We start from the raw sequence: 13,233 nt of genomic DNA, 5'->3' as shown, positions 1-13,233 counted from the left end.
TAGAATAATTATCTTTACGTACTTATTATTGTTTGTTATAATTGGAAACAAACGTTCTTGAAAAAGATTCTCATTTATAAAATTGAGGTGTTATATAGATGCCAAAGAAAAAAATAGGTTTACTCGTAATGGCGTATGGAACGCCAGAATCATTAGATGATGTAGAAGCGTACTACACACATATTCGCCACGGTCGTAAACCTTCCAAAGAGGCACTCCAAGATTTAATCGAGCGCTATAAAGCGATTGGTGGAATTTCGCCGCTTGCAAAAATTACGAAAGAACAGGCGCATAAATTAACAGATTCAATGAATAACATATTTACAGAGTATGAATTTACTTGTTACTTAGGTTTAAAACATATTGCACCATTTATAGAAGATGCGGTAGAAGAAATGAAGCGTGATGGGATTGAGCAAGCGATTAGTATCGTATTAGCGCCACATTACTCTACATTTAGCATTAAAGCGTATAATGACCGTGCTATTCGTCTTTCGCAAGAAATTGGTGGTCCTGTTATTGAACCAATTGAACAATGGTATGATGAACCGAAATTTATTTCGTATTGGGCAGACCAAATAAAAGAGACGTTTACAGAAATTGATAATAAAGAGAAAGCAGTCGTAATTTTTTCAGCGCATAGTTTGCCAGAAAAAATTATTGCAACAGGAGACCCATATGTAGAACAACTAAAGCATACGGCAGATTTAATTGCAGAAGCTGCAAATATTCAAAACTATACAATCGGTTGGCAAAGTGCTGGGAATACTCCAGATCCGTGGATTGGTCCAGATGTGCAAGATTTAACGAAAGATTTATATGAAGAGCATGGGTACGAATCTTTCGTATATTGCCCAGTTGGTTTTGTAGCGGAGCATTTAGAAGTTTTATATGACAACGATTATGAATGTAAAGTTGTAACGGATGAATTAAATGCCAAATATTTCAGACCAAATATGCCGAATGCACAATCTGCATTTATCGACTGTTTGGCTGAAATTGTTTCCAAAAAAGTGAAGGAAATAGTTGACAAAGATTTAGTTTTGAATAATAATTAATTTATAATAATTTTAAATAAATAATGATTACTACGAAAGAAAGAGGAGGATCCCCCTAGATGAATCCAAATAATCGCTTAACAACAAACCAAGGTGCTCCAGTTGGAGACAACCAAAATTCTCGTACAGCTGGTCGTCGTGGACCAGTATTATTAGAAGACTATCATTTAGTAGAAAAACTTGCGCACTTTGATCGTGAACGTATTCCGGAGCGTGTTGTGCATGCACGTGGTGCAGGTGCTCACGGTGTATTCGTAACGAAAAATAGTATGAAGCAATATACGAAAGCAGCATTTTTACAAAATGAAGGAACTGAAACGCCTGTATTTGTTCGTTTTTCAACGGTTATTCATGGTCAAGGTTCTCCTGAAACAGCACGTGACCCACGTGGGTTTGCTGTTAAATTTTATACAGAAGAAGGAAACTACGATATCGTAGGTAATCATTTACCAGTTTTCTTCATTCGTGATGCAATTAAATTCCCTGATATGGTACATTCCTTAAAACCAGCACCTGATACGAATATTCAAACGCCAGATCGTTATTGGGATTTCATGACGTTAAGTCCAGAATCTACACATATGATGACATGGGTATTTTCTGATTACGGTACACCAGCAAGCTATCGTGAAATGGAAGGTTTCGGCGTCCATTCATTTAAATGGATTAATGAAGAAGGTAAAATTGTTTATATTAAATACCACTGGAAACCACAGCAAGGTGTACGTAACTTAAATGCGAAAGAAGTGCAAGAAGTACAAGGGAAAGACTTCAATCATGCAACTCGTGACTTGTTCGATGCAATCGAGAAAGGAAATTACCCAAAATGGGATTTACACGTACAAGTTATGCAATTAGATGAAATGGATTCTTTAGACTTTGATCCACTAGATCCAACGAAAGTATGGCCAGAAGATCGCTTCCCATTAATGGAAGTAGGGACAATGACGTTAAATCGTAATCCGAAAAACTTCTTTGCAGAAGTAGAACAAGTAGCGTTCTCTCCAAGTGCAACTGTAAATGGTATTGAGCCATCGGAAGATAAATTATTACAAGGTCGTTTATTCTCTTACCCAGATACACAGCGTTATCGTCTTGGTGCAAATTACTTACAAATTCCTGTAAACTGCCCATACGCAGCTGTTCAGAATCAACAACGTGATGGTGCGATGCAAGTAAATCAAAACCCATCTACAATCAACTACGAACCGAGCCGTCATGCAGAGAATCCGGTTGAAGACAAAGCTTACCGCGATTCAACTATGAAAGTAGAAGGTTATGTATCTCGTGAAAAAATCGAGAAACCAAATGACTTCAAACAAGCAGGTGAGCGTTACCGTTCATTCTCTAAAGAAGAGCAAGATAACTTAATTGCAAACTTAACAAATGATCTAAAAGACGTAAATGAACGCACAAAATTATTAGCTGTTTGTAACTTCTTCCGTGCAGATCAAGAATACGGTATGCGTTTAGCGCAGGCATTAAATGTTGATATTACGCAATATGTAGGAAATGCTCCGAAATAAATAGGAAAAGACGACCGGGCTTCGGTCGTCTTTTTTGTGTGTAAATTTATGCCGGGGTATTTTTCATCTTCTTCATGTTGGAATTTGTTGGTAAATAGGTATCCTGTGTCGGAACGTCGATATATTCCTGACAGTATATTAAAAAGAGATGCAATCTACTATCGATAGATTGCATCTCTTTTTTAGTTTGCTCGCTCTGCATGTTCATAAGCCTTCTCACCATGCATTGAAATATCAAGACCCATGTGTTCTTCATATTCATCTACTCGAACAGGGAGGAAGAAGTTGATCGCTTTAATAATGGCATACGTCATGATGATTGTGAATGCATATGTTGCGCCAATCGCTATAAGTTGTTTAAACAGTAACGCGGCGTTTCCGTAAAACAATCCGTTCGCACCATCCCCGTTTACGGTAGTAGTTGCAAATAGTCCTGTTGCAATACCGCCCCAAGTTCCTCCGATGCCGTGGCATCCAAAGGCATCAAGTGTATCGTCATACCCAAATTTTGTTTTTAAGAAGAAAACGGCGCCAAAGCATAATATGCCACCAATTGCTCCGATAAGAAGGGCGGAGAAAGGTGTAACGAACCCGCAAGCTGGTGTAATAGCGACTAGACCAGAAACAACTCCGCAAGCAGCTCCCATTGCGGTTGGTTTTGATTGGAAGAACCATTCAGAAAGCATCCAAGTTAGAGCGGCGGCAGCGGCGGCTATATTTGTATTAATAAATGCAGTTAACGCTACGTCGTTTAAGGATAATGCGCTGCCGACGTTAAAACCGAACCAGCCAAACCATAATAAACCTGCTCCTAACATTGTAAATGGCAAATGGTGAGGAGAAGAACCATTTATGTTTTTTCGTTTTCCAAGGAAAATAGCTAATACAAGACCGGCAACTCCAGAAGTGATGTGAACGACGTTTCCGCCAGCGAAGTCTAGTGCACCAAGTTCCCTTAGCCACCCGCCGACGCCCCATACCCAATGAGCGACAGGATTGTAAACGATCGTTGTCCATAGAAGGATAAAAATAAGAAAGGCAGAAAATCGCATTCTTTCAGCAAATGCACCTGAAATTAAAGCTGGAGTTAAAATGGCGAACATGAGTTGAAACATCATGAATAAATTGTGAGGAATAGTAGAGGAGTAGTCTGGATTTGGTGCGTAGGTAACTCCGTTTAGACCGAACCAATCAAGTGTACCGATAAGCCCGTGCCAATCTGGTCCGAATGATAAAGAATAGCCGATAACAATCCATTGAATCGAAACGATAGCCATTGCGCTATAACTATGCATCGTTGTGCTGAGTACATTTTTGCTGCGAACCATACCTCCATAAAAAAGTGCCAATCCTGGTGTCATCAACATGACCATTACTGTCGTTACAAACATAAAAACTGTATCTCCCATATCCATGATCTCTCCTCCTGTAATGTTAGAAAAAATAACATCTATTTGTTATGTTTCATATCATATTCGAAATTAAACTAAAAATCAACTAAAAATTCAGAAAATTATATGAATGATGTCATGAAACCTAACATGAATTATTTTGTGAGGATTAAAATCGACATATGCGTTTCATTCGGATAATTGGTATAATATTCTTACAATTAAAAAACTTGGGGGATGCGTGTGGGAAAAATACGGACTAGGAAACTATTCATTTGTTTTTGCTTAGCTATTGTTTTGTTTGTACCAATACATACTTTTGCAGACGAAAAAAGAGAGTGGCGAGATGAAGTTATATACTCCATTATGATTGATCGCTTCAATAATGGAGAACCGAAAAATGACAAACAGTTAGAAGTTGGTAATTTAGAAGGGTATCAAGGAGGGGATATAAGAGGAATTATAAAAAGGTTGGATTACATAAAAGAAATGGGTTTTACTACCGTTATGCTTTCACCACTTTTTGAAAGTGGAAAGTACGATGGATTAGACGTGCGAAATTTTAAAAAGGTAAATGAACATTTCGGGACAGACAATGATGTGAAAGAACTTGTAAAAGAAGTTCATGCAAAAGGAATGAAAGTTGTATTTCAATTTCCGCTTGGAGAAAACGAACAACAGGTAATTAACGCAATGAAATGGTGGATAAAAGAAGTTGATTTAGACGGAAGTTATGTTATACATAGTGAAAAAAAGCCGCGTTCCTTTTGGGATAACGCGCAAAAAGATATGCAAGTGATAAAGAAAGATTTTCGTATTATGACAAAGGAGGATAGCGAATACAACGAAAAAATAGTAGAGTCGTTTTCTAAAGCAGATGTATCGGTGAAATCGTTATACGATGTGAGTAAAAAAGAAGGAGAATTTGTTACGTTCTTAGATAATCAAGAAACAAAAAGATATGCGCGTATTGCAAAAGAACATATGTATTATCCGCCATCACGTTTAAAACTGGCGCTTACTTATTTGTTAACATCACCTGGAATTCCGAATTTTTATTACGGAACTGAAATTGCATTAGATGGAGGAAGTGTACCCGATAATAGACGATTAATGGATTTTAAGTCAGACGAAAAGTTTATGCAACACATAGCAAAACTAGGTGAACTTAGGCAGGCGAGACCGTCTTTACGACGCGGTACGTTTGAGCTTCTGTATGATAAGAGCGGGATGAGCATACTAAAACGAAAATATAAAGATGAAGTAACTTTAGTAGCAATTAATAATACGAAAGAAACACAAAAAGTCTCCTTACCTGCAAGTGCAATTGGTGAAAAACAAGAGTTAAGAGGATTGTTACAGGATGAAATTATAAGAGAAGAAAACGGGAAATTTTATCTCGTTTTAAAGCGTGAAGAATCAAACGTGTATAAAGTTAACGGCGAAACAGGTGTGAATTGGTTATTTATCTCCTTAATCGTTGGTGTAAATGTATTATTTATTGCGTTTTTAATTGCAGTTAAAAGGAAACGTAGATGAGAAGTTGCTCGTTCTATGTTCATGTCTTCTTATTGTATTTGTAAGTTTGTTCGGCGGGGCAATAGTGTTTATTCTGTTGATATGAAATTTCTTAAGAGAAACGATGCGAAAATGAAAACTTCTCTAATGAGAGGGGGATTTCAGGTTAGGGAGAAAAAGTCTTCTTTCTAACCTGTTTTTGTGTTCATACGGATAGAGGAAGACCTTTGAAACAAACAATAATTGCAACTATATTAATTTTACATTACATTAAAAGTTAGAGAATACTCTTATACTAATATAGTGCTAAATAGTAGGTGAGCAAATGGAGTTTTACGATTTGGGTATTACCATTAAAGAGCTTAGAATTAAAAAAAATATATCACAATCCGAATTATGTCATGGAATATGTTCGCAAAGTCAAATTAGCAAAATAGAAAAAGGTGTGATTTATCCATCTAGTATATTGTTATATCAATTATCAGAAAGACTTGGTATTGACCCAAATAATATATTTGCATTAACTCAAAACAAAAAACTAAAATATGTAGAAAATGTAAAATGCGTAATAAAAGATTGCTTAAAGCAAAAACAATATAATGAACTTTATGAAATCGTGAAAAAAGAGAAAGATGAAAAGAATTTCCAGGCAAAAGAAGATAAACAATTTCTCCTATGGCATGAAGCAATTGCTATATTTGAGGCGAACAGATCCATAAAAACTGCTTTAAAGCTTTTAAATAATGCATTAAAACTAACTTTAACCAATGTTGATTTTTTATCAGAAAGAGAAATAGATATTATGCAGACAATGTCTATATTTTATGCGGAAAATAAAGAATATGATAAAAGTATTACTATATTAAGAAGGTGTTTAACTAATTTTAATAAGTTAGATTTTCCGAGAGATAAAGCGATTAAATTAAAAATCATTTTTAATTTAGCGAAATGTTTAGGTATGACCTATCAATATGAAGAGGCGGTAAAATACATTGATAAAGGAATCAAATTAGCTATTAATCTAAATACTTTATACTTATTAGGTGAACTTTACTATTTAAAGGGATGGAATTTATTAAGATTTAAACAACAGAATGAAGAAGATATTGCAAATAACATGAAAAAAGCATTATTTATATTTGAACTAACAGAAAAAGAAAATCTGATAAAAATGGTTAAAGAAAAATATTTTGAAAACCAAAATGAAAAAAGCCACTCATAATTCATTTGGGGATTACTTGAAATATAATAGAACCTACAGGGAAAATCCCTGTAGGTTCTAAACTTATAAACTTTCTTCTAAAATATTAGTGTTTAATATAAATTTTTGAATAAGAGTTTACTTAGTGTACTTTTTATTTTGAAGTCTGCATCTTTATTAACGATGTATGCTTCTTTTTAAATCCATCCGAATATTATTGGTTCAAGTCGGAGGAAGGCACTTTGGGGTGTCTTTTCTTTAGACCTTTATCATTAACTATTTAATGTTTTTTTAAATGATTACATGACATAGTTTTTTTGTACCAAGCTTTGTTGATACAGTTAGACTTATCCGTTAGTGAATTCGCATTATTAGAACATCCTACAGTATTTAGGGAGAATGTGGCCAATAAAAACCAGAGTATTAATTTCTTCATATAACCACTTCTAACTCTTTTTTAATTAACATTTTTTAAGTTCCTTATTAATTTTACATTACATTAAAGGTTGGGAAATATTCTTATACTCATAAATTGTTACGTTTTGGCGGGGGAGGAATTATGAGTTACAGCGATTTTTAAGATGACTTTGGTCTAGGGTGTAGTTACTAAGAAAAGTAATTCAAATCGAAGGGGGAAACGTCTTGAGGTGTCTTTTTCTTATTTTCAATAAGGTCTGCTAAATACATGTATAAAACAAATTCTACAATAAGGCCTAGTTTAATCATACGGTCACTTGTAAAGTATGCGTATGGTTAGACCCTGTTCACTTAGCAATTTTCACCGCATATACCTTTTTCTATAGTTTGTTCTCGTAATATTGTCTCTACAAGACAAAAAAGAAAACTCCTCTAATTAAGAGGAGTTTTCTTTTTAGCGGTAGTTAATGAACTGTACGTCGATTGGTAAATCAGCGCTACGAACAGCTGCGATTACTGCTTGTAAGTCATCACGGCTTTTTGCTGTAACACGTACTTGATCATCTTGTACTTGTGTTTTTACTTTTAATTTCACTTCTTTAATGATGTTGTTAATTTTTTTCGCGTTATCTTTATCGATACCTTGTTGAAGTGTTGCGCGTTGGCGAACAGTGTTGCCAGTTGCAGCTTCAACTTTTCCGTAATCTAAGTTCTTAATTGGAACGTTACGTTTTACAAGTTTAGAGATAAGAACGTCTTTTACTTGCTCTAATTTAAACTCGTCATCAGAAGTTAAAACAAGTACTTCTTTTTCTAATTTAATATCACTTTTACTTCCTTTAAAGTCATATCGGTTTTGGATTTCTTTTAATGCGATGTTAATTGCGTTTGTTACTTCAGGTAATTCTACTTTCGAAACGATGTCAAAAGAACTATCTTTTGCCATAGTTAGCACCTCCAAATAAATTTCTAATCTTGTTATGTACTGTACATACTAAAGTATATCTGAAAACGAGTCTAGACTTAAGTGTTTTCGTACTTATATTCATGTAACCTCATTTTATTATAGTGAATTTTGGGCAGTTGGACAAATATAGGAAAAATCATGTTATAATTAACTTTTGTTTGGAATGATAAAAAAGATAATTTTATATATATAGAAGGGAATTAAAAAATATGTATTTGCAAATAGGATCGATTGAACAGGTAACTGTTTTACGCGAAACGGAAATCGGATATATGGTTGGGAATGAAGAAGAAGAAATTTTCCTACATAAAAACGAAGTAGCTGGAGAAATTGAAGAAGGCGATACGATTGATGTATTCTTATACCTTGATCACCAAAATCGTATTTCAGCAACAATGAAGGAACCAATTATTACAACTTATGATTGGAACTGGGTAAAGGTTGTAGAAGTTATTCCTAGTTTAGGTGTGTTTGTTGATATTGGTGTGTCAAAAGATATACTAATTCCAGCTGATGAGTTCCCGATTTATATGCCAGTATGGCCAGAAGTAGGCGACGAATTATATTGTACGTTAAAATTAACGAATCGTGATCGTTTAATTGCTCTTCCGGCAAGAGACAGTGATATGCAAGAAATTATCGTAGATGCAACGCCATCTATGCGTAATAAAAACGTAAATGGACGTGTATATCGTTCGCTTCAAGTAGGTTCATTCGTTTTAACAGATGAACATTTCCGTGCTTTCTTACACCATACAGAAAGAAAAGAACAAGTCCGCATCGGTCAGCGTGTAACAGGCCGTATTATTGACGTAAAAGATGACGGTACAATTAACATTTCACTTCTTCCTCGTAAAGAAGAAGGAATGGAAGACGATGCTGCAGTAATTTATGCATATATGGAAGAACGAGGCGGAGCAATGCCGTTTTGGGATAAGAGCCATCCAGAAGATATTAAAGAACGCTTTAACATGAGTAAAGCTGCATTTAAGCGTGCACTTGGTAAGTTGATGAAAGAAGAAAAGGTTTACCAAGAAGAAGGTTGGACTTACTTTAAGAAATAAGATAAAAGATTAAAAAGCACAACCTTATCTAAAAAAATAAGGTTGTGCTTTTTTTAATTTCCTTGCGGAGAAACAAGAGTAAATGTATCTTTCAAATCACTATCATTTATTTTAATATTTGCCTTTTTTAATTCCTCTTGTAACAATTTTTTGCTGAATACAGGATCAGCAGTACGTTCTTCCTCTAAGTTTTTGCGAATAGAGTTTTTTACTTCATCGTAAGGTTTTAAATCTTTTTTATCAGTTAATTTAATAACGTGATAACCGTTTGATGATTTTACGGGGTTGCTAATTTGTCCAACATTTAGTTTGTAGGCAGCCGTTTCGAATTCAGGAGCCATTGTACCTGAATTGAAGTATCCAAGGTCTCCGCCTTTATCTTTTGATAGTAGATCTTGTGATTCTTGTTTTGCTAATTCTTCAAATGAAGCACCAGCATCTAGTTTACTCTTTATTTCTTTCGCTTCATTTTCGTCACTTACTAAAATGTGACTCGCTTTAATTTCTGGCTTATAGTGGTCTTTTACGTCTTTCTCTGTAATGCTTTTCTTAATCGCTTCATTCATAGCAAGTTTGAACTTAATTTGATTTTTAAAATCCTCTTCATCTTTTAAACCATTATTTTCTAATACTTTTTTGAATTGATCTCCATATTGTTTTTTTACTTTTTCTACTTCTTTATTTACCTCTTCATCAGATACTTTATATTTTTTTGTGATGACGTCTTGTGCCATCATTTCGTATAGCATGTCTTTTCCGTAACGATCTTTCAATTGTTTTTCGAAGTTATCCTTTGTAATGGTCGAGTCTGTTGCTGTAGCGACTGTAGCTGAGCCGTTTTTTTGTCCGCAAGCAGATAACATCAATATACTTATTAGTGCAGTAATAATGAAAATATGTTTCCCTCTCATGCCAACACCTCATCCGAATATGTTATCGCTATTGTAGAATATAGAAGTGAACATGAAGTGAATTTTTAATGTTTTTTTCCTTTAAAATGTAAAAAAGTACATCAACATAATTGTTGATGTACGATGGAATCAAAGGTGATCGGTCTTTTTAGAGTATGCACGTTTACCTTGCTGAATATTTTTTTGCTCTTGCTCATTTTTTTGTGTGCGTTTTGCGTTATTATCGCGTGCTTTTTTGTCGTTATCACTCGTATGTGGCATATGTATCAACTCCATTTCTAAACGTTGTACGTTTATCATTTCCTTTTTCGTAAAGACTATGTATAGCGGTGCATTTATGAAGGGTAAAGGTGGATTCCAAATGGATTTGAAGTTGAATTATACTGAACTTATAAAGAAGTTAATCGTTGTAATCATCGCAGGTTTATTAAACGCGATTGGGATGAATTTATTTTTAACGCCAGCAAAAGTGTATGCGAGCGGCTTTGCTGGATTGTCTCAATTATTATCGCAAATATTAGGTGATTTTTTATCGATTCACATATCTACGGGAGTATTGTTTAGCTTATTTAATATTCCTGTCGTTATTTTAGCGTGGAAAAAGGTTGGAAAGGCCTTCACCTTTTTTAGTTTTCTTTGTGTTATATTTATGACTCTGTTTCTAGAAATCATCCCTGTTAGAGCGGTTTCGAATGATATCATATTAAATGCGATTTTTGGCGGGATTATTTCGGCAATTGGAGTAGGGATTGCTTTAAAGTGGGGTGCTTCTACAGGTGGATTAGATATTATCGCCATGATTTTATCAAAAATAAAAGATAAGCCTGTCGGTACATACTTTTTCTTTTTTAATGCAATTATCATTATCGCTGCTGGCTATGTATATGGATGGGAAAAAGCGTTGTATACGCTAGTGACTTTATATGTATCAACGAGAATTATTGATGCAATTCATACTCGTCATGTAAAGATTACAGCATTAATTGTTACGAAGAATGGGACAGACGTAAGAAAGGCGATTCACTCGCGATTAGTAAGAGGGATTACAACGATACCAGCAACAGGTGCTTATACGAATGAAAATAAAGAAATGTTAATGATGGTTATTACCCGTTACGAGTTATACGAATTAGAGAGGATTATTAAACAAGTGGACCCAGGTGCATTTACAAATATACTGCAAACAGTTGGGGTGTTCGGATTGTTTCGGAAAGATTAAAGAGGACCAAAGTTGGTCCTCTTTTTTAATGTAAATTCGTGATGTTTTGCAATTGCTCTTGCATTTCACGGAGCTGAACTTTTTCAGCAGTTGAAGAGTTTGCGTAAGCGGATTGCAAAGCATTTTTTGCTCTATACACGAGATCTTGTTGCTCAGTACCGCTTGAACAAGATACGGCATTTTCAACAGCATCTCTAGCTTGTTGGAATAGTAAGTTCCCCATTTAAACCCCTCCAAAAGAAGAGTTACTTCTTGCTTTTTCTGCCTCAGCTAATGTACCTCTGTACGGGAATCTTGCATCATGCTTCATAACAGCATCGGCTCCTTGTTGGATAAAACGTTTTGATTTGTTCTTTTTACCCATTCGAAAAACCCCCTTTATTTAGCTGAAAACAATCGACGCAATGTCTCATGCGTCTACTTATAGTATGGACATTTGGCAGGAAACTATAAGTAGGGAATTTTTAGATTACAACCCAAGAACCTCTTCTAAATATAAAGCAATACCATCTTCTTCGTTCGTTAACGTCGTATGGTTTGCGAGTGATTTTAATTCAGGGATGGCATTTCCCATTGCGATGCCGTGACCAGCAAATTCAATCATTTCAAAATCATTATCTTCATCACCGAAAGCAATAATTCGCTCTTGTGGAATGTTGTAATGACTAGAAATTTTTTGTAATCCAACCGCTTTATTTAATCCGCTTTTCACAATTTCAATAATTGGCCAAGGTGCGCCCCATTTTCTATGGTCGATTACTTCCGCGTGCATATCGGTTAAATGTTGACGAATTGCAGTAGAATGCTCGTCATGTGCGTCAATTAATAAGCAAGTTGGATGATCGTTTAAAATATTTAATAAGTCTCCCGTAAAAATCTTAGGAGAGCCGAATTCGAAAATATGTTTTTTATCTTCATCAATTTCACGAACATACACATCGTCCATTACTTCCGCGTATATATTTTTTACGCCAAAATCAAAGCAAGCTCGGACAATTTCTTGCGCTGTTGCTAGCTCAAGAGGAGAGTGATGTGTTCCCCAGTTTGAATCAAGAGGATGATGTACGTAAGCGCCGTTAAAGTTTACAATAGGTGTGTTAAGATCAAGTTCTTTATAGTAATCATAACTAGCACGGAATGGACGTCCTGTTGAAATAACAACAATATGTCCCTGTTCCTTTGCTTTTGCAATTGTATGTTTCGTTCGAGTGGAAATTATTTTGTTGTCTGTTAATAAAGTGCCGTCTAAGTCTAATGCGATTAAATGTTGTTTGTTCATAATTTCACCTCTTATAATAATTTTTTTGTATCTATCTGTATTTCCGTTTTTAATATGCAGAAATAAGAGGTTAGACTCGGTGAAATCACCATAGATGGAAATTTCACTATATATCCATCTTACGTCTCAAAGTGCTGTGGTGTCTACTATTTATCGTTGGAAATTAAGAAAAGTCAACATCTTTTTAGAAAGTTCAAACAATGTTTCTTTCATTATGTACAAATTGTGAAAAGGGTTACATTGCTCGTGTGATGAGACATATAATGAACATGTAATCTTCTCGTATATGTTTGACTCTCCTTTGAAACTAGCCTAGGGTAGGTTGGTTTCTTTTTTTTTCTACAAGTAAGAAAGAAATCCCTGCTTACGCTTGTGTCATTCATATATATGTACAAGAATGAGATGTAGTACTGTTTCCTAAACATGACAGAAAAGCTTTCTTTTAAAATGGATATACTAATGAGGCAAGACGTCATGGAAGGAGAATGAAGATGGGACAAAATCGCAGGTTTCGTTCTGGACAAAAAGCGCCGAATGATGGCATTTACGTAGAAATTGGTGAAACGGGAAGTATGGTGAAAGATCCGCAAATGGTGAAATTAACTGCCGGTGAAAAGTTTCCGGATAACACGAATCATAACCGCCAGTGGACATATAAAAGAAAACCGTAACAGAAGCCGCA

General features: G+C 35.0%; 14 protein-coding genes. 7 read left to right on the top strand and 7 right to left on the bottom strand.

Annotated elements, in window-relative coordinates; genetic code table 11:
- Positions 1 to 98 precede the first annotated feature (98 nt).
- Together hemH and katB are read left to right on the top strand one after the other, a co-directional pair.
- Positions 99 to 1,058: a ferrochelatase gene (gene hemH, locus EBQ15_RS17560; RefSeq protein ID WP_001124849.1), complete on the top strand. Its 960-nt coding sequence runs from the start codon at positions 99 to 101 to the stop codon at positions 1,056 to 1,058.
- A gap of 59 nt (positions 1,059 to 1,117) precedes the next feature.
- Positions 1,118 to 2,584, top strand: a complete 1,467-nt coding sequence (gene katB / locus EBQ15_RS17555; protein ID WP_001069181.1) for a catalase KatB — start codon at positions 1,118 to 1,120, stop codon at positions 2,582 to 2,584.
- Positions 2,585 to 2,766: 182 nt separating this feature from the next.
- On the opposite strand, the gene EBQ15_RS17550 is transcribed toward katB, so the two are convergent.
- Positions 2,767 to 3,999 (bottom strand): ammonium transporter, encoded by a 1,233-nt coding sequence (locus EBQ15_RS17550; RefSeq protein ID WP_000367132.1) that lies wholly within the window; start codon positions 3,997 to 3,999, stop codon positions 2,767 to 2,769.
- A gap of 213 nt (positions 4,000 to 4,212) precedes the next feature.
- On the opposite strand from EBQ15_RS17550, the gene EBQ15_RS17545 reads away from it, so the two are divergent.
- Positions 4,213 to 5,514 (top strand): alpha-amylase family glycosyl hydrolase, encoded by a 1,302-nt coding sequence (locus tag EBQ15_RS17545; protein WP_050427509.1) that lies wholly within the window; start codon positions 4,213 to 4,215, stop codon positions 5,512 to 5,514.
- Between the two features lie 304 nt (positions 5,515 to 5,818).
- Entirely contained in the window at positions 5,819 to 6,715 is an 897-nt protein-coding gene (locus tag EBQ15_RS17540; protein ID WP_000397894.1) for a helix-turn-helix domain-containing protein, read from the top strand.
- 850 nt (positions 6,716 to 7,565) lie between these two features.
- On the opposite strand, the gene EBQ15_RS17535 is transcribed toward EBQ15_RS17540, so the two are convergent.
- Positions 7,566 to 8,057, bottom strand: coding sequence for a YajQ family cyclic di-GMP-binding protein (locus EBQ15_RS17535; RefSeq protein WP_001040151.1), 492 nt, complete (start codon positions 8,055 to 8,057; stop codon positions 7,566 to 7,568).
- 230 nt (positions 8,058 to 8,287) lie between these two features.
- Here EBQ15_RS17535 and EBQ15_RS17530 point away from each other — a divergent pair, with 230 nt between their 5' ends.
- Positions 8,288 to 9,142, top strand: coding sequence for a CvfB family protein (locus EBQ15_RS17530; RefSeq protein ID WP_000281262.1), 855 nt, complete (start codon positions 8,288 to 8,290; stop codon positions 9,140 to 9,142).
- 53 nt (positions 9,143 to 9,195) lie between these two features.
- Here EBQ15_RS17530 and prsA read toward each other — a convergent pair whose 3' ends face one another.
- Positions 9,196 to 10,053, bottom strand: a complete 858-nt coding sequence (gene prsA, locus EBQ15_RS17525; protein ID WP_001214216.1) for a peptidylprolyl isomerase PrsA — start codon at positions 10,051 to 10,053, stop codon at positions 9,196 to 9,198.
- A gap of 129 nt (positions 10,054 to 10,182) precedes the next feature.
- On the bottom strand, positions 10,183 to 10,314 hold the full coding sequence (locus EBQ15_RS17520) for a DUF3941 domain-containing protein (RefSeq protein WP_001120851.1): 132 nt from the start codon (positions 10,312 to 10,314) through the stop codon (positions 10,183 to 10,185).
- A gap of 100 nt (positions 10,315 to 10,414) precedes the next feature.
- Here EBQ15_RS17520 and EBQ15_RS17515 point away from each other — a divergent pair, with 100 nt between their 5' ends.
- On the top strand, positions 10,415 to 11,272 hold the full coding sequence (locus tag EBQ15_RS17515; RefSeq protein WP_000364437.1) for a YitT family protein: 858 nt from the start codon (positions 10,415 to 10,417) through the stop codon (positions 11,270 to 11,272).
- A 25-nt stretch (positions 11,273 to 11,297) separates the two neighbouring features.
- Here the strand turns inward: EBQ15_RS17515 and EBQ15_RS17510 are convergent, their stop codons facing one another.
- The 3 genes from EBQ15_RS17510 to EBQ15_RS17500 all read right to left on the bottom strand — a co-directional run bounded on the left by EBQ15_RS17510 (position 11,298) and on the right by EBQ15_RS17500 (position 12,551).
- Entirely contained in the window at positions 11,298 to 11,495 is a 198-nt protein-coding gene (locus EBQ15_RS17510; RefSeq protein WP_000527407.1) for a DUF3813 domain-containing protein, read from the bottom strand.
- A complete protein-coding gene (locus tag EBQ15_RS17505; RefSeq protein ID WP_000516816.1) occupies positions 11,496 to 11,636 on the bottom strand; it encodes a hypothetical protein in 141 nt (46 codons plus the stop codon). It abuts the gene before it with no gap.
- A gap of 105 nt (positions 11,637 to 11,741) precedes the next feature.
- Positions 11,742 to 12,551: a Cof-type HAD-IIB family hydrolase gene (locus EBQ15_RS17500; RefSeq protein WP_001041232.1), complete on the bottom strand. Its 810-nt coding sequence runs from the start codon at positions 12,549 to 12,551 to the stop codon at positions 11,742 to 11,744.
- Positions 12,552 to 13,042: 491 nt separating this feature from the next.
- Between EBQ15_RS17500 and EBQ15_RS17495 the strand changes: the two genes are divergently transcribed.
- Positions 13,043 to 13,222: a YjzC family protein gene (locus tag EBQ15_RS17495; RefSeq protein WP_000531421.1), complete on the top strand. Its 180-nt coding sequence runs from the start codon at positions 13,043 to 13,045 to the stop codon at positions 13,220 to 13,222.
- The last annotated feature ends 11 nt before the right edge of the window (positions 13,223 to 13,233 follow it).

It is taken from the genome of Bacillus sp. 2D03 (assembly GCF_003946765.1).
Taxonomy (GTDB): Bacteria; Bacillota; Bacilli; order Bacillales; family Bacillaceae_G; genus Bacillus_A; species Bacillus_A cereus.
Note: the sequence above shows the minus strand (reverse complement) of the source record. Positions and strands in the feature narration are given on the sequence as shown.

What these genes read in the sequence shown, in the direction of transcription:
- EBQ15_RS17495 (WP_000531421.1), top strand. Translation starts at nt 13,043, where the DNA reads ATGGGACAAAATCGCAGGTTTCGTTCTGGACAAAAAGCGCCGAATGAT.
- katB (WP_001069181.1), top strand. Translation starts at nt 1,118, where the DNA reads ATGAATCCAAATAATCGCTTAACAACAAACCAAGGTGCTCCAGTTGGA.
- hemH (WP_001124849.1), top strand. Translation starts at nt 99, where the DNA reads ATGCCAAAGAAAAAAATAGGTTTACTCGTAATGGCGTATGGAACGCCA.
- EBQ15_RS17545 (WP_050427509.1), top strand. Translation starts at nt 4,213, where the DNA reads ATGCGTGTGGGAAAAATACGGACTAGGAAACTATTCATTTGTTTTTGC.
- EBQ15_RS17535 (WP_001040151.1), bottom strand. Translation starts at nt 8,057, where the DNA reads ATGGCAAAAGATAGTTCTTTTGACATCGTTTCGAAAGTAGAATTACCT.
- EBQ15_RS17510 (WP_000527407.1), bottom strand. Translation starts at nt 11,495, where the DNA reads ATGGGGAACTTACTATTCCAACAAGCTAGAGATGCTGTTGAAAATGCC.
- EBQ15_RS17500 (WP_001041232.1), bottom strand. Translation starts at nt 12,551, where the DNA reads ATGAACAAACAACATTTAATCGCATTAGACTTAGACGGCACTTTATTA.
- EBQ15_RS17540 (WP_000397894.1), top strand. Translation starts at nt 5,819, where the DNA reads ATGGAGTTTTACGATTTGGGTATTACCATTAAAGAGCTTAGAATTAAA.
- EBQ15_RS17550 (WP_000367132.1), bottom strand. Translation starts at nt 3,999, where the DNA reads ATGGATATGGGAGATACAGTTTTTATGTTTGTAACGACAGTAATGGTC.
- prsA (WP_001214216.1), bottom strand. Translation starts at nt 10,053, where the DNA reads ATGAGAGGGAAACATATTTTCATTATTACTGCACTAATAAGTATATTG.
- EBQ15_RS17515 (WP_000364437.1), top strand. Translation starts at nt 10,415, where the DNA reads ATGGATTTGAAGTTGAATTATACTGAACTTATAAAGAAGTTAATCGTT.
- EBQ15_RS17530 (WP_000281262.1), top strand. Translation starts at nt 8,288, where the DNA reads ATGTATTTGCAAATAGGATCGATTGAACAGGTAACTGTTTTACGCGAA.
- EBQ15_RS17505 (WP_000516816.1), bottom strand. Translation starts at nt 11,636, where the DNA reads ATGGGTAAAAAGAACAAATCAAAACGTTTTATCCAACAAGGAGCCGAT.
- EBQ15_RS17520 (WP_001120851.1), bottom strand. Translation starts at nt 10,314, where the DNA reads ATGCCACATACGAGTGATAACGACAAAAAAGCACGCGATAATAACGCA.